The organism is Micromonospora sediminicola, from assembly GCF_900089585.1.
Classification (GTDB): Bacteria; Actinomycetota; Actinomycetes; order Mycobacteriales; family Micromonosporaceae; genus Micromonospora; species Micromonospora sediminicola.
In genome coordinates, this window is record NZ_FLRH01000004.1 from 577165 (window position 1) to 596274 (window position 19110).

20 protein-coding genes and 18 tRNA genes are annotated in these 19110 nt (G+C 71.9%); 6 read left to right on the forward strand and 32 right to left on the reverse strand.

Annotated features, from left to right (window positions below; all coding sequences use genetic code 11):
• Nucleotides 1-4: 4 nt before the first annotated feature.
• From GA0070622_RS24040 to GA0070622_RS24055, 4 genes are all read right to left on the reverse strand, one after another.
• Nucleotides 5-658 (reverse strand): hypothetical protein, encoded by a 654-nt coding sequence (locus GA0070622_RS24040; protein ID WP_091578976.1) that lies wholly within the window; start codon nucleotides 656-658, stop codon nucleotides 5-7.
• A 99-nt stretch (nucleotides 659-757) separates the two neighbouring features.
• A complete protein-coding gene (gene coaD, locus GA0070622_RS24045) occupies nucleotides 758-1159 on the reverse strand; it encodes a pantetheine-phosphate adenylyltransferase (RefSeq protein WP_245666787.1) in 402 nt (133 codons plus the stop codon).
• A gap of 44 nt (nucleotides 1160-1203) precedes the next feature.
• On the reverse strand, nucleotides 1204-1737 hold the full coding sequence (locus tag GA0070622_RS24050; RefSeq protein WP_091578981.1) for a DUF6817 domain-containing protein: 534 nt from the start codon (nucleotides 1735-1737) through the stop codon (nucleotides 1204-1206).
• Nucleotides 1738-1904: 167 nt separating this feature from the next.
• Nucleotides 1905-2906 (reverse strand): glycoside hydrolase family 113 protein, encoded by a 1002-nt coding sequence (locus GA0070622_RS24055; RefSeq protein ID WP_091578984.1) that lies wholly within the window; start codon nucleotides 2904-2906, stop codon nucleotides 1905-1907.
• A gap of 63 nt (nucleotides 2907-2969) precedes the next feature.
• On the opposite strand from GA0070622_RS24055, the gene GA0070622_RS24060 reads away from it, so the two are divergent.
• Both GA0070622_RS24060 and GA0070622_RS24065 read left to right on the forward strand, forming a co-directional pair.
• Nucleotides 2970-3551, forward strand: a complete 582-nt coding sequence (locus tag GA0070622_RS24060) for a TetR/AcrR family transcriptional regulator (protein ID WP_091578986.1) — start codon at nucleotides 2970-2972, stop codon at nucleotides 3549-3551.
• Nucleotides 3552-3580: 29 nt separating this feature from the next.
• Nucleotides 3581-4366, forward strand: coding sequence for a DUF5984 family protein (locus tag GA0070622_RS24065; RefSeq protein ID WP_091578988.1), 786 nt, complete (start codon nucleotides 3581-3583; stop codon nucleotides 4364-4366).
• A 38-nt stretch (nucleotides 4367-4404) separates the two neighbouring features.
• On the opposite strand, the gene GA0070622_RS24070 is transcribed toward GA0070622_RS24065, so the two are convergent.
• Complete coding sequence (locus tag GA0070622_RS24070) at nucleotides 4405-4695, reverse strand: NUDIX domain-containing protein (RefSeq protein ID WP_245666789.1); 291 nt, start codon at nucleotides 4693-4695, stop codon at nucleotides 4405-4407.
• A 33-nt stretch (nucleotides 4696-4728) separates the two neighbouring features.
• Nucleotides 4729-5310 (reverse strand): hypothetical protein, encoded by a 582-nt coding sequence (locus tag GA0070622_RS32170; protein WP_141684622.1) that lies wholly within the window; start codon nucleotides 5308-5310, stop codon nucleotides 4729-4731.
• Nucleotides 5311-5451: 141 nt separating this feature from the next.
• Between GA0070622_RS32170 and GA0070622_RS32175 the strand changes: the two genes are divergently transcribed.
• Together GA0070622_RS32175 and GA0070622_RS24080 are read left to right on the forward strand one after the other, a co-directional pair.
• Nucleotides 5452-6279, forward strand: coding sequence for a M23 family metallopeptidase (locus GA0070622_RS32175; protein WP_141684623.1), 828 nt, complete (start codon nucleotides 5452-5454; stop codon nucleotides 6277-6279).
• A gap of 126 nt (nucleotides 6280-6405) precedes the next feature.
• The gene (locus GA0070622_RS24080) at nucleotides 6406-7587 is read left to right on the forward strand and encodes a low temperature requirement protein A (protein ID WP_091578992.1); all 1182 of its coding nucleotides are present in this window, start codon (nucleotides 6406-6408) and stop codon (nucleotides 7585-7587) included.
• Nucleotides 7588-7684: 97 nt separating this feature from the next.
• On the opposite strand, the gene GA0070622_RS32675 is transcribed toward GA0070622_RS24080, so the two are convergent.
• The 26 genes from GA0070622_RS32675 to GA0070622_RS24200 form a co-directional block, all read right to left on the reverse strand.
• Nucleotides 7685-7768 (reverse strand) — tRNA-Tyr (locus tag GA0070622_RS32675).
• Between the two features lie 15 nt (nucleotides 7769-7783).
• Nucleotides 7784-7855 (reverse strand) — tRNA-Val (locus GA0070622_RS24085).
• A 45-nt stretch (nucleotides 7856-7900) separates the two neighbouring features.
• A tRNA-Asn gene (locus GA0070622_RS24090) sits at nucleotides 7901-7974 on the reverse strand.
• A 1-nt stretch (nucleotide 7975) separates the two neighbouring features.
• Nucleotides 7976-8049, reverse strand: a tRNA-Glu gene (locus GA0070622_RS24095).
• A gap of 6 nt (nucleotides 8050-8055) precedes the next feature.
• Nucleotides 8056-8127, reverse strand: a tRNA-Val gene (locus GA0070622_RS24100).
• A 55-nt stretch (nucleotides 8128-8182) separates the two neighbouring features.
• Nucleotides 8183-8254: transfer RNA gene (locus tag GA0070622_RS24105), tRNA-Lys, on the reverse strand.
• A gap of 52 nt (nucleotides 8255-8306) precedes the next feature.
• Nucleotides 8307-8379 (reverse strand) — tRNA-Arg (locus GA0070622_RS24110).
• Between the two features lies 1 nt (nucleotide 8380).
• Nucleotides 8381-8453: transfer RNA gene (locus GA0070622_RS24115), tRNA-Ile, on the reverse strand.
• Between the two features lie 27 nt (nucleotides 8454-8480).
• Nucleotides 8481-8552 (reverse strand) — tRNA-Asp (locus tag GA0070622_RS24120).
• A gap of 1 nt (nucleotide 8553) precedes the next feature.
• Nucleotides 8554-8630 (reverse strand) — tRNA-Ala (locus GA0070622_RS24125).
• Nucleotides 8631-8635: 5 nt separating this feature from the next.
• Nucleotides 8636-8709, reverse strand: a tRNA-Leu gene (locus tag GA0070622_RS24130).
• Nucleotides 8710-8719: 10 nt separating this feature from the next.
• A tRNA-Met gene (locus tag GA0070622_RS24135) sits at nucleotides 8720-8793 on the reverse strand.
• Between the two features lie 4 nt (nucleotides 8794-8797).
• Nucleotides 8798-8870: transfer RNA gene (locus GA0070622_RS32680), tRNA-Leu, on the reverse strand.
• A gap of 6 nt (nucleotides 8871-8876) precedes the next feature.
• A tRNA-Gln gene (locus tag GA0070622_RS24140) sits at nucleotides 8877-8948 on the reverse strand.
• A 5-nt stretch (nucleotides 8949-8953) separates the two neighbouring features.
• Nucleotides 8954-9025 (reverse strand) — tRNA-Gly (locus tag GA0070622_RS24145).
• A 15-nt stretch (nucleotides 9026-9040) separates the two neighbouring features.
• Nucleotides 9041-9113, reverse strand: a tRNA-Glu gene (locus tag GA0070622_RS24150).
• A gap of 41 nt (nucleotides 9114-9154) precedes the next feature.
• Nucleotides 9155-9227, reverse strand: a tRNA-Ala gene (locus tag GA0070622_RS24155).
• 184 nt (nucleotides 9228-9411) lie between these two features.
• Nucleotides 9412-9484, reverse strand: a tRNA-Trp gene (locus GA0070622_RS24160).
• Nucleotides 9485-9557: 73 nt separating this feature from the next.
• Entirely contained in the window at nucleotides 9558-9689 is a 132-nt protein-coding gene (locus GA0070622_RS33520; protein ID WP_255292647.1) for a hypothetical protein, read from the reverse strand.
• 129 nt (nucleotides 9690-9818) lie between these two features.
• Nucleotides 9819-10400 (reverse strand): dihydrofolate reductase family protein, encoded by a 582-nt coding sequence (locus GA0070622_RS24165; protein WP_091578995.1) that lies wholly within the window; start codon nucleotides 10398-10400, stop codon nucleotides 9819-9821.
• A gap of 65 nt (nucleotides 10401-10465) precedes the next feature.
• Nucleotides 10466-11305, reverse strand: coding sequence for a helix-turn-helix domain-containing protein (locus tag GA0070622_RS24170; protein WP_245666790.1), 840 nt, complete (start codon nucleotides 11303-11305; stop codon nucleotides 10466-10468).
• 85 nt (nucleotides 11306-11390) lie between these two features.
• The gene (locus GA0070622_RS24175) at nucleotides 11391-12416 is read right to left on the reverse strand and encodes a hypothetical protein (RefSeq protein ID WP_141684624.1); all 1026 of its coding nucleotides are present in this window, start codon (nucleotides 12414-12416) and stop codon (nucleotides 11391-11393) included.
• A 50-nt stretch (nucleotides 12417-12466) separates the two neighbouring features.
• Nucleotides 12467-12976 carry a mycothiol transferase gene (locus GA0070622_RS24180; RefSeq protein ID WP_091579000.1) on the reverse strand — a complete coding sequence of 170 codons (510 nt, stop codon included), beginning with the start codon at nucleotides 12974-12976 and terminating at the stop codon, nucleotides 12467-12469.
• 78 nt (nucleotides 12977-13054) lie between these two features.
• Nucleotides 13055-13273, reverse strand: coding sequence for a hypothetical protein (locus GA0070622_RS33610; RefSeq protein WP_091579003.1), 219 nt, complete (start codon nucleotides 13271-13273; stop codon nucleotides 13055-13057).
• 435 nt (nucleotides 13274-13708) lie between these two features.
• A complete protein-coding gene (locus GA0070622_RS24195; protein WP_091579008.1) occupies nucleotides 13709-14920 on the reverse strand; it encodes a helix-turn-helix domain-containing protein in 1212 nt (403 codons plus the stop codon).
• A gap of 80 nt (nucleotides 14921-15000) precedes the next feature.
• Entirely contained in the window at nucleotides 15001-15867 is an 867-nt protein-coding gene (locus GA0070622_RS24200) for an NmrA family NAD(P)-binding protein (protein ID WP_091579010.1), read from the reverse strand.
• Between the two features lie 90 nt (nucleotides 15868-15957).
• Between GA0070622_RS24200 and GA0070622_RS24205 the strand changes: the two genes are divergently transcribed.
• Nucleotides 15958-16677: a TetR/AcrR family transcriptional regulator gene (locus tag GA0070622_RS24205; protein ID WP_245666792.1), complete on the forward strand. Its 720-nt coding sequence runs from the start codon at nucleotides 15958-15960 to the stop codon at nucleotides 16675-16677.
• A gap of 95 nt (nucleotides 16678-16772) precedes the next feature.
• The gene (locus GA0070622_RS24210; RefSeq protein ID WP_245666794.1) at nucleotides 16773-19049 is read left to right on the forward strand and encodes a glycoside hydrolase family 44 protein; all 2277 of its coding nucleotides are present in this window, start codon (nucleotides 16773-16775) and stop codon (nucleotides 19047-19049) included.
• Nucleotides 19050-19110 lie beyond the last annotated feature (61 nt).

The window sequence follows — 19110 nt, forward strand, 5'->3', positions numbered from 1 at the left end:
CCGTTCACGCCCACCGGGCGCATTCGGCGTCGAGGCGTGGTTCGGCGCGTACCCAGACCTCGCCGCCGGTGGCCCCGGCCGGGGCCTCGACCCGTTCGAGACCGAGGAAATCGATCAGCTGGAGCAGTTCGGCCCGTTCGGCGCGGTCTTCGTCGAGACCGTGCGAGTCGAAGAAGATGTAGAACTGGTCGGTCGGGTCGACGTAGCCCGAATCCGCCCAGATCCGGAAGACCTCGTCCATCGCTGCTGCTTCCGTCGTGATCATGGCAGCGCGGGCGGCGCCGCGGGCCTCGGGTGACGCGTCGAGGTCGGAGAGGTCGGAGAGCCACTGGCCGAAGTAGTCGAGGCCGGCGTATCCGTTCTCGAAGAACAGCATCGCGCCCGAAAGGTAACGGTTGCCCCTGTCCTCCCGGAGGTGTTCCGACCGAGGTGGGTGTCCATCCTCGATCCGGGAGATCACCCCCTGTCCGGGCATGAGTATCAGACTCTGCCCCGCCGGTTCGTCAGTGATGGTGTAGGTCTCTGACTCTCGTTCCCGGACGAACGCGGCGAACGCCTCGTAGGCCTCCTGAGCGTCGCCCACCGAGACCTGTTGACTGGCGCCGTCACCGGCGGCGAAGACGAACTGCTTCGGTCCGGGACTGTAGGGGCGGGCCATATGCGTCCTTCGTTCGCGTGTCCTGGCTCCGCGAGCGTAGTGGATCAGTCAGACATGCTCGCGGCCCCGACGACCCCTCGCCCCCAGGTCACGCACGGGTCAGCCGACCGTCCGCACCGCTGTCGACGAGACCGCGACCAGTTCGGGCAGCGCGGGCAGGAACACCGTGGGGACGCCGAGCGACTGGTTCATCGCGGCGAGCCGGTACTCGGCCTGGAGGTCGGTGGTGTTGCGCAGGCCGCGAACGATCACCCCTACCTCGTGGCGCCGGCAGTAGGTGGCGGTCAACCCGCTCCAGGCCGCCACGGTGACCGAGGTCCAGCCGGCCGGCAGGGCGGCCCGGACTGCGGCCGCGCGTTCCTCCTCGCTCCGGCCCGGCTGCTTGGCGCTGTTGACCGCGACGAGCACCACCAGCTCGTCGAAGAGGTCCCGCGCCCGGCGCACCACGTCCAGATGCCCGGGGGTGACCGGATCGAAGCTGCCCGGGTAGACAGCACGCACCCGTACGCTACCGACGCCGGGTGCCGCCGGATGCGGTTCGGCCGTCACGACCCCAGCACCCGCCGCGCGTCGTCGATGACCCGCGCCGAGGCCAGCGGAGCCCAGGAGGCGAACAGGTCGCGGAAGTAGGCGCCGTGCCGCTCGCCGATCCCCGGATCCTGCTCGATCACGTCCAGTTCGTTGACGATGCTCAAATCCACGAGCGCCCGGAGCCGATCCGGAGCCGGCGTCCGCACCTGCCCGGTGAAGCGGTCGACCACCTGGCCGGTCTCGGCCAACGTCCGCCAGCTGCGGCTGCGGTCACAGGCGCCGTACAGGTGGACGAGTTCCTCGGCACCCGGGCCGACCAGGTCCCGCAGCACCGCGCGGTCGGCCCGATCGAGCAGGGCGAGGTCGAACCCGTCGGTGCCGTAGGCGGCGTGGGTGAGGCCCGCGGCCTGGACCTCACTGCCGCAACCGAGCACGGCGAGTCGTTCGCCGACCCGGCACAGGTGGGCATAGAGGGTGCCCCCGGGATGCGCGATCCGGTCGGCGCCGCGCCGGCGCAGCCAGTCCCGCACGTCCCTGTCGGTGCTCATGGCCCGACTGTAGGCACCGGCCGTCGGATGCACCGGCCCGGAGCGTGGGCGATACGTCACAGCGCCTGGACGACCACGATGTGCGTGCGGGTTGGGCGGTCGAGCACCTGCCGCAGTCTCCCCTCGGTCAGCTCACCGACCGCCGCGGCCGGTGGGTGCCCTCGCGCTCATGCCGCCCGACGGGAGCGTCCGTACTCGGCGAGGGCGTGGAACGCGGCCTTGGGGGTCCACGAGCCGTCCGGCAGCACCCGCACGATCCCCCGCGCGGCCAGGTCGTAGTCGTGCTCGGGGTCGCCGGTCGTCGGCAGGTGCCGGTTCGCGAACGTGTACACGAACGCCGCCTCCGCCCCGCCGGCCTCGTAGTCGCGCAGCAGGTCGACGACGTAGCGGGCCTGGCCCTCCTCGTCGCGCTCCAGCTTCCGGGTGAGCGTCGCCGCTCGGCCGCGGTCGTCGTAGGTCACCGGCTCCGTCGCGCCCGCGACCTCGGCCGCGCCCCGGTACGTGCAGCAGCCGAACTCCGTCGCGGCGTACGGCTTGCCCTGCCCCACGGCCGCCGCCAGGCTCTGCGGGAATGCCTCGGCGTTGGTCGCGTCGCGGTAGCCGGCGTCGCTGGCGATGATGTCGAACGGCGCCCAGTCGACGTCCTCCAGCGGGATCGAGGCGTAGCCGACGGGGCCGCCGAAGCGCTCGCGGACCGCGGGTACCGCTCGCGCGAGGAAGTGGCGTACCGCGGCCCGGGCGGCCGGGACCGCCTCCCGCATCCGCATCGGGTCGGTGAACAGCGCCATCCGCTCGGCCAGATCACGGCCGGGGAGGAAGCCGTCGGTGAACATGGAGATCTCGGAGCCGGTGAGGTACACGACCGAGGCGCCGCCGCGCCGCAGCCGCTCGGCGCGCTCGGCGCCGTCGAGCAGGAACTCCAGGAGCTGGTCGCGGTCGAGCCCGTTGGTGAACGGGCAGTACCACACCTCGAGCCCCGCCTCGGCCGCCAGCCGGGCGGTCAGCTCCAGCCGGTCCTGGACGCCGCCGGTGATCCGTACCGCGTCGCAGTGCAGCTCGTCGCGGATGACCCGCAGGTCGCTCCGGACGGTCTCGGGGTCGAACGGCTCGTGGGTGGTGGACCCGGCGCTCACGAAGCCGGTGTCGTAGTTCATGCCGAAGACGCGCATCAGCCAACCCCTCTCCAAGGTACGCTGCGTACCCTACAAGGTACGGCGAGTACCCTACAAGACATGAGCAGGCGGCGTCGGGGTGAGGAACTGGAACAGGCGATCCTGCGGGCCGCCGCGGAGGTGATGCGCGAGTCCGGATACGCGGGCATGACGATGGACCGCGTCGCCGCCCGCGCCGGAACCAACAAGAACGCCATCTACCGCCGGTGGCCGCACCGGGCGGCGCTGGGCATCGCGGCGTACCGCCACCTGTCCGACGCCGCCCTGCCGAACCCGGACACCGGCACGCTGCGCGGCGACGCGCTGGAGATGCTGCGGCGGGCCAACGAGACGTGGTCGTCGCCGCACGGAGCCATCCTGCGCGGCCTGCTCGCCGCCGCGGCCGACGACCCGGAACTGCTCACCCTCATGCGCGCCCGGTCCGGCGCCGACGCCATGGACCTGGCCTGGATCGCCATGCTCGAACGGGCCGTGGCCCGGGGCGAGGCGCCGGCGGCGGCCGTCCGCCCCCGGGTGGCGACCACGCCGATGATGCTGCTCCGCGCCGAGTACGCGATACGGGGCATCCCCTCGGTCCCCGACGAGGTGCTCGTCGACATCGTCGACGAGGTGTTCCTGCCCCTGGTACGCGGTCGCGGCTGACGCGACGCCGGCCGGTGCATACTGCCTCGGTGATCAGGTTCCGGTTCGCGCTGTGCCCCCTGGACGAGGTGTCGCCGTGGGGCGGCGACCGGCCGACACTCCACTGGTTCGGGCTCACCGAGGGCTGGTACTGGCTCGAAGCCGGCGGACGGGAGCTGCTGCGCCGCACCCGGCACCCGGGACCGCTCCCCTACGTCGACCACTACCTGGCCCGGCTCTGGGAGGACGTCATCGCCCTCACCCCCGAGGTACGGGAGCCGGTGCCCGCGGATCTGGTGTCCTTCGTCGAGTCCCGTCGCGGGCAGTGGACCCGCGACCCGTTCGAGTTCGAGCCGGAGGACCACCGGACCATCGGCGGCGACCTGGACCGACCCGACCACCCCGCCGTCACGGCGGCGATCTGGCACGGCGAGCGCCACCTGGACCTCGGATACCTGCGCAACCCACCCCGGCTCCGGTTCTGGCGCACCCTCCGGGACGACCGCGACGAGGTCACCGTGGACTGGCGGCACGAGGACGACGGTGAGATCGGCTTCAGCGCAGGGCCCGCCGTCCGGCTCCGCGTTCCGACCACCGCGTACCTCGACGCCGTGCACACCCTCGACCGCGAGCTGATGGACGCCATGGGACAGCGGGTCGAGGAGCTGGAACGCCGCGGTGGGCTACCGGGCGTCGACCTCGACCCCGTCCAGTTACGACGCGAGCACGAGGACCGGCGGCACTGGCTCTCCCGCAACCTCGAGCGCCGCCCGACGACCGACTGGGCGGCGGTCCGCCACGGCGCCCGCCTGCTGCTCGCCCCGCCGCACCCCTGACGTGGGCGGCCGTCACCCGGCGAGGTGGCCGGTCGCCCTCAGCAGCGCCTTGGTGAACCGGCTGAGCTCCACGCCGGGCAACTCGTCCGGGGCGAACCACCGCAGCTCGCTGATCTCCTCACGGATCTCTCCCGCACGGCCGCTTCGACGGGCGGTTCGCCGACGTCGACCGCGCCGCCGGGCACCGCCCACCCGTCGTGGTGCCCGGCATGACGCACCAGCAGGATCCGTGCGTCGTCGTCTACGACGACGACCGACACCGACGGCATCTGGATCAGCTCATGGCCGATCACGGCGCGCAGCCGGGCGAGATACGGAGACATGGCCATTCCGGCACGGTAACCGTCGGGACCCGCCCCGCGTCAGGCGTCGGCCGGGCGGTACTCCACGCCGTCCACTCCCGGCGTGACGACCGCGGCGTACCGCCTGCCGGCGGTGACGTCGTGGCCCTCGTCGACCTCGAAGCCGATGAGCGCCCGGTGGATCGGCACCTCGCCGTGCACGGCCACGGCCACGGCCGCCAACCACCGGTCGAGCGCACCGCGCCACGACAACGACTCCGCGCCGCTGGACTCGTCGAAGGGGTAGCCGCCGATGCGGTCGTCGACGCGCGCCAACGCGCCCAGCGGCAGGTAGAACTCCAGCGTGTCCACGTCCTCGTACCGGAACAGGAAGCCGCCGCAGACGACCCGGGCACCCGAGGGCAGCGTCAGCGTGGCGAGGAGGTGACCGTGCTCGTGGAGGGCGGCCACGCCGGGTTCGGCCGCCGCGAACCCGGACCCGTCGGCCCGGCGGACGTGGCAGCCGTGGACGCCGGCGACACGCCACAGCGACCGGAGGGCCCGGTCCACGGTGGCGTCGTCGGCCGCGCCGAGGACCAGGCAGAGTTCGTAGAAGCCACCCGTCCAGTTCTCGTCGTCACTCATGTCGTCCGCGCTCGTCACGCCACCACGATCCCCGATCCGGGCGTCGCCGTCACCCTCGTCACCTCCACCGCTCGGGCCACCGTGGAGCGTCGGGACCGCTTCGGGAGTGATCCGGGAGAAGCCCTTGCCCCTCGTCGGGAGGAGCCTTACCTTCCATTGATGGTCATCGGTAGTCAACCGCACGGCCCTCCTCCAGAGGCCGGTCACGACGATCTGCGGCCCGAGGACCTCGGCGGCATCGCCTACCTGCGCGGGCTGTCGAGGCGGGGCTTCCTCACCGGCGCCGCGTTGGCGGCGTCCGGGGTGTCGGCCGCCTTCGTCCTGCTGCCCGACTCCGCTCGGGCCGCCGGCAGCTACCTGCGACCCTGCGGCAACGTGCGGATATCGAGCTCATGGCAGGACCACCGGAACCGGACGCCGCCCTCGGGTGAGCCGGGCACCGACTACGCGGTCGGCACCGGCACTCCCGTCCGGGCCGCGGCGAACGGCACGATCCGCCTGGTGAAGACCGACACCTCCACCGCGACCGGGCGCGTCGTGGGGATGGCCCACGACGACGGCAACTACACCCGGCATCTGCACCTGTCGACGATCGCCGTCTCCCCCGGCCAACGCGTGTCGCGAGGCCAGACGATCGCCTACTCCGGCGCCTCGGCCAACGGCAGCGACTCGGGTGTCGGCCCGCACGTGCACACCAGTCTCTGGCTGAACACCGGCAGCCCGACGAACTTCGGCGCGACGGTGGATTTCGAGAACCACGTCGGCGACGCCGCCAACCCGAGTTCCCCCGACCAGGAGGTAGATGACGTGTTCATCGCGAATGTGCGAGGCAACTGGTACCTCGTCGTCCCCCAGGGCACCGCCAAGCCACGGGCGGTGGTCCTCGGTGGCGACAGCAACGCCGCCGCCTCCGGCCTCCCCGTCCTGAACTTCACCTGGGATCCGTCGATCAACGCGCTCCGGGCGGCGGTCGACGGCATCGGCTGACGCCGCCCGGCACGTCTCGGAAGCCATCGCCCGATCGCACCCGACCCGGCGGGAGTCCCTCAGCGGCCGCTGCCGCATGTCAGAATGCCCCCAAAACTGGAGCAGAGCTGCAGAACGGGCGAGCCGATGACGACAGGCAGGGCGGCCGAGCTGCTGCGTAGACCCGGGGGTCCGCAGCGGGCCACATTCCTGGAACTCTTCTTCGACCTGGTGTTCGTGCTCGCGCTCGCCCTGCTCTCCCGCAGCCTGGGCGAGGATCTCGGGTGGAGCGGCGCCTTCCGGGCACTGGTGCTGCTGGGCGCCATGTGGTGGGTCTGGTCGAGCACCGCGTGGCTGACCGACCGGACCGACCCGCAACGACCGGTCATCCAGGCGCTGGTCATCGCGACCATGGTCGGCAGCCTGGTCATGGCGGCCGCGGTCCCCGAGGCGTTCGGCGACACCGGCCTGATCTTCGCGGGCGCCTACGTCGCCGTCCAGCTCAGCCGCGGGATCGTCCTCACCGCCGTGCTGCGCGGCCACGAGCTGCAACGCAACGCCATGCGCGGGCTGTTCTGGTACGGCCTGTCGGCGCTGCCGTGGATCGCGGGGGCGCTGACGCACGGCACGGCGCGGGGCGCGCTCTGGGCACTCGCGGTGGTCCTCGACCACACGGCCGGCAGAATCGGCTTCCCCACCCCCGGCGCGGGGCGTATCCCCGGCCGTGACCTGGTCACCTCCGGCGAGCACCTGTCGGAGCGCTACCGGCAGTTCTTCATCATCGCTCTCGGCGAGCTGATCCTGGTCACCGGACTGGCGCTGAACGGCAGCGGCTTCGCACCCGCCGGGGCTGCCGCGTTCGCCGTGTCGATCGCGACCACCGTGCTGCTGTGGCGGATCTACATCTACCGCGCCGGTGAGGTCCTGGCGGAGGCGATCGTCGCGTCCGCCGACCCGGTCCGCCTCGCCCGGTCGGCGTCCTACACCCACCTGACCATGGTGGCCGGCGTGGTCGTCACCGCCGTCGGCGGTGAACTCGTCATCGCGCATCCGCTGGGACACACTCCACCGGCCTGGATCGCCGTCCTCCTCGGCGGACCCGCGCTGTACCTGGCCGGGCGCGCCCGCTTCGAACACGCGGTGTTCGGCCGGGTGTCCCGATCCCGCCCGATCGGCGTGCTCGCGCTGGCCGTCCTGGCACCGGCGATGCTCCTCGTGCCGCCGGTCGTGGTCGCGGCCGCCGCCGCCGTCGTGCTGACCGGGATCGCCCTGTCGGACGCGCACCGTGCCCGCGGACTACCACCCGAGCCGCCGTCACCGCCGGACTAGCCGTCGGCGCCGGATACGGCGCTTCGGCCGCTCGTCGTGGAGGTGGCGCGTCGTTGTGCCAACAGTGGATGGCCGGGTGGAAGCACCCGCGAAGGCGTGGGAGCGGAGAGATTCGAACTCACTCAGCGCGAACGCACCGGCTTTACAGGCCGGCCCACCTCACCGTCGGTGGCGCGCTCCCTCGGCCGAAGGCCGGTGCCCGCGGAAGGTGTCGAACCTCCGACCCCCTGGATGTGAACCAGGTGCTCTTCCGTTGAGCTACGCGGGCGTACGCGGAAGGGGTGGGATTCGAACCGACGAGCCCCCTCCATCGCTCCGGCGACTGGACTCGAACCAGTACCTGTACGGATCAACAATCCGCTGCCCTACCGTTTGGGCGACGCCGGAATGGTCGCGCGTGCGGGACTCGAACCCGCTTCACCAGCGTGAAAGGCTGGGGGCCTACCCATGACCGAACGCGCGTCCGTGTGCCCCGAGCTGGTGTCGAACCAGCGGCCTTCGGCTTGTCGAGCCGACGCTCTCCCGCTGAGCTACCGGGGCGAGGCGGGATGTCCGGCCCACGACCGACGGCCGGGCGGCGTGGACCACGACTTCGTGCCTCCGGGGAATTCCGACATCCCGACCCGCCGGTTAAGAGCCGGCTGCTCTTCCTCTGAGCTACGGAGGCGTGCGGTGAGGGAGGGAGCCGGACGCCGCCGACCGCGCCTCGTCTCGATGCGTGCCCCCGGCGCGATTCGAACGCGCGACCCCTGGATTCGTAATCCAGTGCTCTGTCCGCTGAGCCACGGGGGCATGGTGTCGTCGGGCGGGCCCGAACCGCCCCTTCCTCATCAGGGAAGCGCTCTGACCAGCTGAGCTACGACGACCTGGCGGCTCGGCCACCTCTGCGTGCGCGCCCCGTGCCGGGATCGAACCGGCGACCCTCCGCTCGACAGGCGGATGCTCTCCCACTGAGCCAACGGGACCTGGTGGAGTCGGGCGGAGTCGAACCGCCGGCCTCTTCGGTGCGAACGAAGCGCTGCTACCACCTGAGCTACGACCCCATGCGTACCCGGAGCGCGATTCGAACGCGCACTGTCCCCGCCCTGAACGGGGTGCCTCCTGCCGTTGGGCTACCCGGGCATGTACTGCGTGCCGACGCCCGGCCTCGAACCGGGGGCCTCTCCGTCATGAGCGGAGCGCTCTGGCCATCTGAGCTACGTCGGCGCGGTGCCCTCGGCGCGAGTCGAACGCGCACTGGCGACGTCCTCAACGTCGGGCCTCTGCCGTTGGGCTACGAGGGCGTGGCGCTCCCGGGCCAGGATTCGAACCCAGCTCTCCGCATCCAGAGTGCGGCGTCTTGCCGACTAGACGACCCGGGAAGGCGAGCGGCCGGCGGGCATCGAACCCGCTTTTCGGTTTGGAAGACCGACGTGTCCGCCGACTTCACCACGACCGCATGGCATGTCCTGCGTAGGCCGTACGGGACTCGAACCCGTAACCGTCCGGCTGAGAACCGGATGAGCTGCCAATTGCTCCAACGGCCCGTGAAGACGCCCTCCCCGGTTGTCAGAAGGGCATCCGAACGTGGAGAAGAGGGGAATCGAACCCCTGACCTCCGCCCTGCCGAGGCGGCGCTCTACCAGCTGAGCTACAACCCCATGGTCCGGGACCAGCGAGTCGAACGCTGTTTCTCCCGCTCCCAAAGCGGGCGGGTTACCGTCTCCCTCGTCCCGGAGGGTATCGCCCCCGGCCGGCCCGTGCGGGCGCCGGCCGGGGTCTTTCCATGCCATCCACTGTGGAATTGAGAACCAACGACGCCTCCGGCCGGGGCCGGGACGAAAGCAGGGGCGACAGGATTCGAACCTGCGACCTTCGGTTTTGGAGACCGGTGCTCTACCAGTTGAGCTACGCCCCTATGCGGTTGTCCGGGTAACGAAAAAGCCGCCCTGTCCCGGTCGGGGTGGGCGGCTTGTCAGCTTCCGCTGGCGCTATTCGCGCCGCCACCCCGGCTTCCAGTTCTGCTCGCTCGCGCACAGATCGTGGGCTCGCCCGATCGCACGCAGCACGACACCGCCGCGCGGCATGAGCCGCATGGTTTCGGTGGAGACGTACTGCCGCACGGGAAACTCCCTGGTTCGATCCGGTTGACCTTGCCGTTTTACGGTAAGGCCGACGTCCGCGGAAGGCAAAGGATATTCGCTACGCGCATATCTGCGGTGGCTGCCGTCAGGATCCACCCGCTCGGGTCGTCAGCGGCGGACCCGGTAGCGCAGGTGAAGCACCCGGCTGCCCTGCACCACCTCGTCCGGCCCTTCCAACAGGTGCTGCGCGTCCACCGACCCGAAGAAGCGTTTGCCGGACCCGAACACGACGGGTACGACGTCCATGCGTACCTCGTCGACCAGGCCCGCGGCGAGCACCTGGCCACCGACGTCACCGGCGGCGACCTCGACCGTGCGCTCCCCCGCCAGCTCCTGCGCCCTGGCTACGGCCGCCTCCACGCCGTCGACGAAGTGGAACGGCGCGTCGCGGTCCCAGCCCTCGGGTGCCGGCCGGTGCGTCACGACGACCACGTGGTCGATCCCGCCCGGAGGCTTCCCGTCCCAGCCGTCCGTCAGGTCGAAGACGTGCCGGCCGACGACCGTCACCCCGATCCGGTCCCAGTACGGCCGGGTGTAGTCGTAGGACGTCTGCGACACCGTCAGCCCGCCGCCGGCGTCCAACGGGACGTCACCACTGGTCAGCCACTCGAACAGCGGCCCGGGCTGGTCGTTCTCGTCCGCGACGAAGCCGTCGACCGACACCGAGCTGTACATGACGACTGTGCCCACGGGGGTCTCCTCTGCTCGGGGACGCCTCAAGCTAGCGTGTCGAGGGCTGCCGCTCTTGTAGGAAATCAATCGGCCGGCAGCGGCCAGCCGTCCAGCACGTGACCGGGATGTTCGCGCAGGAACCGCCGCCGGACCTCGACGTACCGGGTCGGCGTGAGCCCGGTGAACGCTCGGAACTCGTGGCCGAAGTGGGCCTGGTCGAAGTAGCCGGCGCGACCGGCGAGGTCGCCCCAGTCGACCGGTTCGGCGGGGTCGATCGAGAACACGGCGGTGGCGAAACGGTGGGCGCGGGCCAGCCGCTTCGGCGTGACGCCGACGAGGTGCTTGAACCGCTGCGCCAGATGGGTGCTGCTGACACCGGCTGCCACGCTCAGGTCGCCGATGGCGACCGCTCCGCCGGCCGCCGCGATGACGCCGCTCGTCCGGCGCACCAGCCCCAGCCCGGCGGTCTCGCCCAGCCGTCGCGTCAGCTCCTCCTCGAGCAGCGTCAGCATCTGCTGCGGCCCGGCCGCCGTGGCCAGCCGGTCTCGCAGCTCCGCGACGGCGGGCCGGCCCCAGACCTGCTCGATCGTCACCGGCCGGTCGCACAGCTCGACGGCGGGCATCGGCAGGAACGGCGCCAACCCCCACGGCTTGACGTGCGCGCCGACGGACCGGGTCCGCGGCGGATAGCTGAACTCCAGCGCCCGGGTGGGCGTGGTGACCACGCAGCCGTCGGCGTACTCGGCCGCGCCGAGGTCGGCGCCGGCGCGGATGCGGAACGGCGCACCGAGGTTGACGATGAGCAACGCCGCCGGCATCGGCGGCAGTGTCAACCGGGCGTACGGCGGCGCACCCTCCAGGTAGTAGAGGTCGTCGATCAGCCCGTTCAGCGGCGGTCGCGGCACTCGGGACACGTACTCCACGCCCACAGCATCGCCGACATCGCGCGCCGGGGCGGTCCAGCCGCGCCGCCGCCGGGGCACGTCGTCGCGGGCCGCGGACGGTGGATCACCTCTCGGCGAGGGTGACCCGGACGGCGAGCAGGTCCCCGGCGGCGTCGCGATCGACCTGGACCGGGAAGACCCCGTCACCCCAGCTGGTCATCGCGAACAGGATCTGCGCGTCGCCGAGGGCCAGGGTCCCGCTCTCCGTGTCGCTGGCCCGCACCTGGCGCATCACCTCCCAGTGGTGCGAGTGCGGCCGGAAGTCCACGGCCAGCTTGCGACCGGGCTCGGCGTCGCGCCAGGCCTGCACGGTCGTCGCCCGCCGCAGAGCCGAGCGCAGCGGCAGGTCCGTCCAGCCGTAGCTCCCCTCGTCACCCGGTGCGGCCAGCGGTTCGGCGGTGAACTCCCGGGCCGCCGTCGGGGCGTCGACACCCCAGAACGCGACGTCGGCGAGACCGTCCAACGGCTCCTCGTGGCGCCACGACGCGAGTGCGTCGGCGTCGGCGAAGGCCGGCCGAGCCGCGTCGACACCCACCATGCCCACGTCGACAGTGGTGGCGACGGGCGCGTCACGGACCCGGACGATGATCTGGGACCAGCCGTCCCACGGCCCGTCGGAACGTTCCGCCTGCACCGCGACGGTCCCGGCGGGAAGACCGTCCACCGCCACCGCGGGCATCCCGAAGACCCTGAACCCCGGCTGGCGTTCCACCGCGCACCGCCGCGCCCGCTCCCGGTGCGGCACCTGCTGTTGCGCGCGCTCCACCGCAGCCGTCCACCCGTGCTCCCGGCAGTGATCGCCGAACCGTTGCGCCCAGCTGTCGCCGTGTGAGGCGGGAATGTCGTAGTGGTACCGCCCGGGCCGTACCGGGAACGACGCCCCCGCCGGCTCGGCGTCCGGGCCGACCACCGCGTAGTCGGCGGAACCGGCGACCTCAGCCAGCAGGTCCGGATCCTCGAATCCCAGACCGCGCGGGTCGAGCTCGTTCGGCGGCCTGCTTCCCGACCACATGCCCAGCATCCCGCCGTCGATGATGACGAGTTGGCCGGACGGGCACCGAACCTCGCCGAGCGTGACAATCTCTCCCATGGCGCGGCAGTCTATGCAGCCGCCGGCACGAGCAGGGGCGACTGAGCGCGCTACTCGCCGAGCGGCCCAGCGGCGAGCTCGGCTACGACGTCGAGGTGCCCGAGGTGACGGGCGTACTCCTGCACGAGGTGGAACAACACGCGTTCCAGCGTCGCCGGCGCCGCCTCGTCCCACCTCGGGCCGGGAGCGCCCACCGTCGTCAGGTCGTTGTTCGCGACCACGGAGGCGGTGTGTGCGCCCTGGGCGCGGAGCGCCGCCGTCAGGCTGTCGCGTGTCTCGTCGGGCGCCACGTGCCACCGGTCCCCGCGCCGGTCGCCCCAGGGTTCGGCGATCTGGGTGCCCTCGAAGCCCCACTCGATCCAGCGAAGCTCGACGTAGCGCAAGTGTTTGAGCAGTTCGAGGGGGGTCCACCCGGAGGGAAGCCGGCTGCGCCGCACCTCGTCGTCGGGTAGTGCGTCCACCTTGGACAGGAGGGTCTCCCGGAAGAAGTCCAGGTATCCCAGGAAGACCTCGTCGCGTCCCGATGCGGGAGTCGTCGGTGCGGGAAAGGGCATCGCCATGTCGCCATTGTCCGCGTGCCGCGCCTCCGGTGTCGGCGGAGCCGTGGACGATCGCGCCCGTGGCAACTTCCAGGATGCTCACCGCAGCCACCCCAGGAAGCGGCGGTGCAGCAGCCCGGCCGGCATCCAGTGCAGGTCCTGCGCCGCCCGGGCCAACTGCGCACCCATGTACAACGCCAGCGACACCCGCGCGCCCGCGAACTCCGCCCGCAGTTCCCGCCGCCGCGTCTCGCACGGCCAGGGAGCCGCGCACCCATCACAACTCCACACCGGCAGGACCGGCCCGTGGGTGCTCACCCGCGACCTCCGAGCAGGGTCGCGGTGAGCAGCCGCGCCTGCCGGCTGGTCATTTCCAGGCCCTGCAGGTGTACGCGCAGGATGCGCTGCTCCTGACCCCTCACCGCTCCTCCCCCGGCCAGTGCGCGACACCGATCGGAACGCGGTGCCGGACTCGACACGGCAGCTCGCCGCCACAGCGGCATACCCACCGCCACCGCCGCCACGACCACGCCGGCCGATGCCGTCGCGCGAGGGTCAACGCCGTTGCCGAGAGGTACTCGTCGTACGAGACGCGCCGCACGTAGCCTCCCCCGTCGTCACGAGGGCGGCCCTCCGCCCTCGAAGCTGAGAGGGACGCGGCGACCAGGCGACACCCGCACCGCCCGCCGCATCCCGTGAGCAGCAAGCTACGGTGTGTGGCGGGGCGGAACGGGTAGGGTTCGTACCCCTGTGTCAGGACAGGAGCCCGACCTTCACTGCGAGATCGCGGGCCTCGTCGCGGGTAGGGCGCGGGCCGTCGAGCAGGTCCACGGTGATCTGGCGGGCGTACCCGTTGAAGCGGATCGTCTCCGGGGCCGACTCGTACGCCCGCCGCAGCGTCGCGACGGCCGTCTCCCGGTCGCCCTTGCCGTAGTGCGCCCGCGCGACCTCAATGAGGTGGCGAGCCCGTCGCGGCCGCGACGGGATGGCCGACGAGTCATGGCGGCGGGCCTGCCGCACCGCCTCGCCTGACTTCTGCAGCTCCACCGCGACCGTCACCGCGTGGGCGCCCATGATGACCCGGGAGAACGAGGTCTGCGGCTGGTAGAACTCCTGCGGCAGGCGTTGCGCCACACGGTCGGCGCGATCCCAGTACCGCCAGGCCCGACCCTCCTCGCCGGCTCGGGCGGCGGTGTAGGCCGCCTCGAAGTTCAGCGCTCCCCACAGAGCCAGCAGGTTCGTGTTCCCGTCGGCGATGCGCGGCTCCAGGGCCGACAGGACGTCCAGCGTCACCGCCGTCGCGGTGTCCCAGTCCCCGGCGTCCCGATGCACCTGGCACAGGAACCACCCCGCGACAGCCAACGCCTCCGGGTCGCCGGACTCCTGCGCCGCCACCATCGACCGGTCCGCGACCCGCCACAGCAACTCGGCAGCGGGCTGGTAGGCGAGGAACATCTGCGTCAGCCCGAATGTCTCCGCCACCAGGGCCTGCGCCTGCCGACGCTCCTCCCCCTCGTACGCCAGGGCGGCGCGCTGCACGTCGCGCAGCAGCCCCGGCAGCAACCCGCCCAGCACCGTACGGTGATCGGACGCCTGGTGGCGGGCCCGCCATGCCGTCGCAAGCCGGTCCCGCAGGCTCGTCAACGACTCCGCGGACGTCTCGCCGGAGAGCACGAAGCGGTTCACCGCGTCCCGAACGGAGGCCAACGCCGGATGCTCCGGCCCGTTGACCACGGCGGACCGGTCGCTCAACTCACCGGCCAGCACCGACACCTCGACCTTCAGGGCGCGCGCGATGCGATCCAGCATGTGGATGCGAGGCGGCAGGATGCGATCGGTCTCCACCGCCTTGACCCACTCGGCGCTGCGGCCCACCAGGCCGCCGAGCACCGCGCGGGTCTTCCCGGACCGCTCCCGGTAGACCTTCAACCGCTGCCCGAAGGTCAGTTCCGGCAAGGATTCCATCCTGGACCTCCTCGTCGCGCGCACGCGCCAACGGCACCCGGGCGCCGTTCACCAACGCTACCCGACCGGTCGTCCAACCCTCAGGGGCGAGCGGCGAGCATGCGCCGCAGCGCGGTCCGGACGGACTCGGCCGGGCGGCCGATCAGCGTCTCCAGCGTGGGATCGGTGACCATGAACTCGCCACGTCGCGCCGCCCGGAACATGCCGAGGTTGAACTCGGCGGCGGCGCGCGGCATGCCCCGAGAGACCGCCGCCCGTACCCATTCCTCGTCGTCCACGACGACGCGGGTCACCTCCCGGCCGGTGACCTCGCTCGCGACGGCGGCGACCGCCGCGGAGTCGAGCGTCGACGGGGCCGTCAGCGGCGCGGTGGGGCTGGCCGCGACGGAGCCGTCGGTGAGCAGGACGGCGGCCGCCGCCGCGAGGTCGTCGTGGCCGGTCCAGGAGACGGGCCCGTCGGCCGGGAGGGCCAGTCGGCCGGTGGCCGCCGCCTCGTCGAGGTAATAGCGGAGGGTGCTGGAGTAGAAGCCGTTGCGCAGGGCGACGTGGGGGATGCCGGTGGCGGCCAGGTGCTCCTCGGTGCGCGCGTGGGTGATCATCGGCGGGAACAGCGAGTCGGTCGACGCGCCCTGGTGGCTGGTGTAGAGGATGCGCTGCGCTCCGGCCGCCGTCGCGGCGTCGATCGCGGCGATGTTGGCCCCGGTCGCGGCGGCCCCCCGGATCGCGGCACTGACGATCAGGACCTGGTCAGCGCCCTCGAAGGCGTCCGCGAGGGTGGCGGGGTCGGTGAAGTCGCCGCGGCGCACCCGGACGCCGCGGGCCTGCAGCGCGGTGGCCTTCGCGACGTCGGTGACGCTGACCCCGACGGCGGCGGCGGGAACCCGCCGCAGGACCTCCGCCACGATTCGTGAGCCCAGGTGGCCGGTGGCGCCCGTGATGACGATCATGCTTGCTCCCAGGAGGGGTTTCCGTTGCTAACAATGATGACGGTAGCAGAGATAACTTCATCGCTAACAGGTCGCTGTTACCATTGGTACGTGGAGCTTGCCGAGAGGACCGACGCCCGGTCCCGGATCGTCACCGCAGCCGCACGGATCCTGCGGGAGCAGGGCGCCCGCGCCGTGACCACGCGCGCCGTCGCGCAGGCGGCGCAGGTGCAGGCGCCGACCATCTACCGCCTGTTCGGCGACAAGGACGGCCTGATCGATGCCGTGGCCGAACACGTGATGGCCACCTGGGTGGCGGCGAAGGCGACCGGCGGGCCGCACCCCGACCCGGTGGTCGACCTGCGCGCGGGCTGGCGGGCACAGATCGAGTTCGGGCTGGCCAACCCCTGGCTGTACGAGCTGATGACCAGCCCCGCGCGGGCGGAGCAGTCCCCGGCCACCACGGAAGGCATCGAGGTGCTGCGCGCGAAGGTGCGCCGGCTCGCCGCAGCCGGGCTGCTGCGCGTGGACGAGCCGCGAGCGGTCGCGATGATCCACGCAGCGGGCACCGGCACCGTACGCGCACTGCTCGGCATGCCAGCGGACCGACGCGACCTCGGCCTGGCCGACCAGATGTTCGACGCCGTCGCCGCCGGCATCCTGACCACCGCCCCGGCGGCTCCGGCGAACGACGTGGGCGCCATCGCGGTCACCTTCGCCACCGCGCTACCCGGCCTGCCCGGCCTCACCGACGCCGAGCGGGCGTTGATGGGCGAGTGGCTCACCAGGGCTCTGACGACACTCCACCAGGGACAGCCCCGAGCCAGCTGACCGGGCGCTCGATCACGGCATTGACTCGGAGCCGGGAAGGCGCAAGCCTATGGAAGCGCTCCCATCGTCGAGCTTCTATTCGCGTGAGGGAAGGAATGCTCGTGCGTCCCACCACCGCACTGCTCCCGGTCGTGCTGGCCACGGCCCTCGGCGGCCTGGCCCTGCCGGAGCCCGCCCTGGCCGCGGCCGGCCCGGCACTGGCCGTCGACACCACCGCCAACCGGCACCCGATCAGTCCGTACGTCTACGGCATGAACTTCGCCGACGAGGCCCTCGCCCGGGAGCTGCGGCTGCCGGTGCACCGGTACGGCGGCAACGCCACCACCCGCTACAACTTCCGCAACGACACCACCAACCGGGCCTCGGACTGGTACTTCGAGAACATCCCGAACGACAACCCGGACCCGGGCAGTCTGCCCAAGGGCTCGGAGAGCGACCGGTTCGTGCAGCGGAACAAGGCCACCGGCGCCGCCACGGTCATGACCGTGCCGATGCTCGGGTGGATCGCCAAGGACCGGGCGAAGGCGTGCGGCTTCAGCGTGGCCACGTACGGGCCGCAGCAGTCCACCGACCCCTGGGCGCCGGACTGCGGCAACGGCAGGAAGCCCGACGGGAGCCTGGTCACCGGCAACGACCCGGAGGACACCAGCGTCGCGGTCGGCCCGGAATACGCGACCGACTTCGTCAACCACCTCAAGGGGCAGTTCGGCGCCGCCGCCGACGGCGGCGTCCAGTTCTACAACCTGGACAACGAGCCGGACCTGTGGCACTCCACCCACCGCGACGTCCGCCCGACGGGCCTGGGCTACGACGAGCTGCGCGACCGCACCTACGCGTACGCCGCCGCGATCAAGGCCGCCGACCCCGGCGCGAAGACACTCGGTCCGGTCGGTTGGGGCCTGAACTCGATCTTCTACTCGGGGCTGGACCAGGACACCTGCTCGCGCACCGGATGCTGGTCGAACCCGCCGGACAAGGCCGCGCACGGCGGCCAGGACCTCGGCCCGTGGTACCTGGACCGGATGCGCGAGTACGAGCAGCAGCACGGCACCCGGATCCTCGACTACTTCGACATTCACCTCTACCCGCAGCAGTCGGGTGTGTTCGGTGACGCCGCCGGCGACGCCGACACCCAGGCGCTGCGGCTGCGCTCGACCCGCCAGCTCTGGGACCCGACGTACGTGGACGAGAGTTGGATCAACCAGCCGGTCCGCTTCATCCCCCGGATGCGGGAACTGGTCGACCAGCACTACCCGGGCACGAAGATCGCGATGACCGAGTACAACTGGGGCGGCCACGGGTCGCTCAACGGCGCGCTGGCCCAGGCCGACGTGCTCGGCATCTTCGGCCGCGAAGGGCTCGACCTGGCCACCCTCTGGACCGCACCCCAGGCCGACCAGCCGGTGGCCAACGCCTTCCGCATCTACCGCGACTACGACGGCAAGGGCGGCGCGTTCGGTGAGACCTCCGTCAAGGCGACCAGCGCCGACCAGGGCAAGCTGGCCGTGTACGCCGCCGAGCGCGCCGCCGACAAGGCACTGACCCTGGTCGTGGTCAACAAGACCGGCGACGACCTGACGAGCCCGCTCACGCTCACCGGTGTCTCCGCCGACACCGCCCAGGTCTACCGCTACAGCGGGGCGAACCTCGCCGGCGTCGTCCGGGAGGCCGACCAGCCGGTGACCGCCGGCGGCCTCACCGCCACCTTCCCGGCCAACTCGATCACCCACCTGGTGCTGCCGCGCGGCACCACGCCCGGCGACACCACGGCGCCGACCGCCCCCGGCAGGCCGACCGCCGGCACGGTCACCGCCGACAGCGTCGCACTGACCTGGACGCCGTCCACCGACGACACCGGCGTGACCGGCTACGACGTGCACCGGGTCGACGCCACCGGCACGGTGAAGGTGGGTGGCGCCACCGGCACCTCGTACACCGTGAGCGGGTTGACCCCGGACACCTCGTACACCTTCGTGGTCACCGCGCGTGACGCGGCGGGCAACGTCTCGACGGCCTCGCCCGGCCTGACCGTGCGGACCGCGCCCACCGCCCCGACCGGCCGCTGCACGGTCGGCTGGACGGCGAACAGCTGGCCCGGCGGCTTCACCGCCACCGTCACCATCAGAAACACCGGCGCCACCGCCATCGACGGCTGGAAACTCGCCTTCGACTTCCCCACCGCCGGCCAGAAGATCGGCCAGGGCTGGTCGGCCACCTGGAAACAGAACGGCACCAGCGTCACCGCCGAGAGCATGACCTGGAACGGCAGGCTCGCCCCCGGCGCCACCACCAGCATCGGCGTCAACGGCACCTGGAGCGGCACCAACCCGGCGCCCGCCGCCTTCACCCTCAACGGTCAACGGTGCGGCTGACCTGAAACGACTCTGCTCCGCCGGACGGACCGGCGGAGCAGAGTCGGACAGGTCCAGCGCC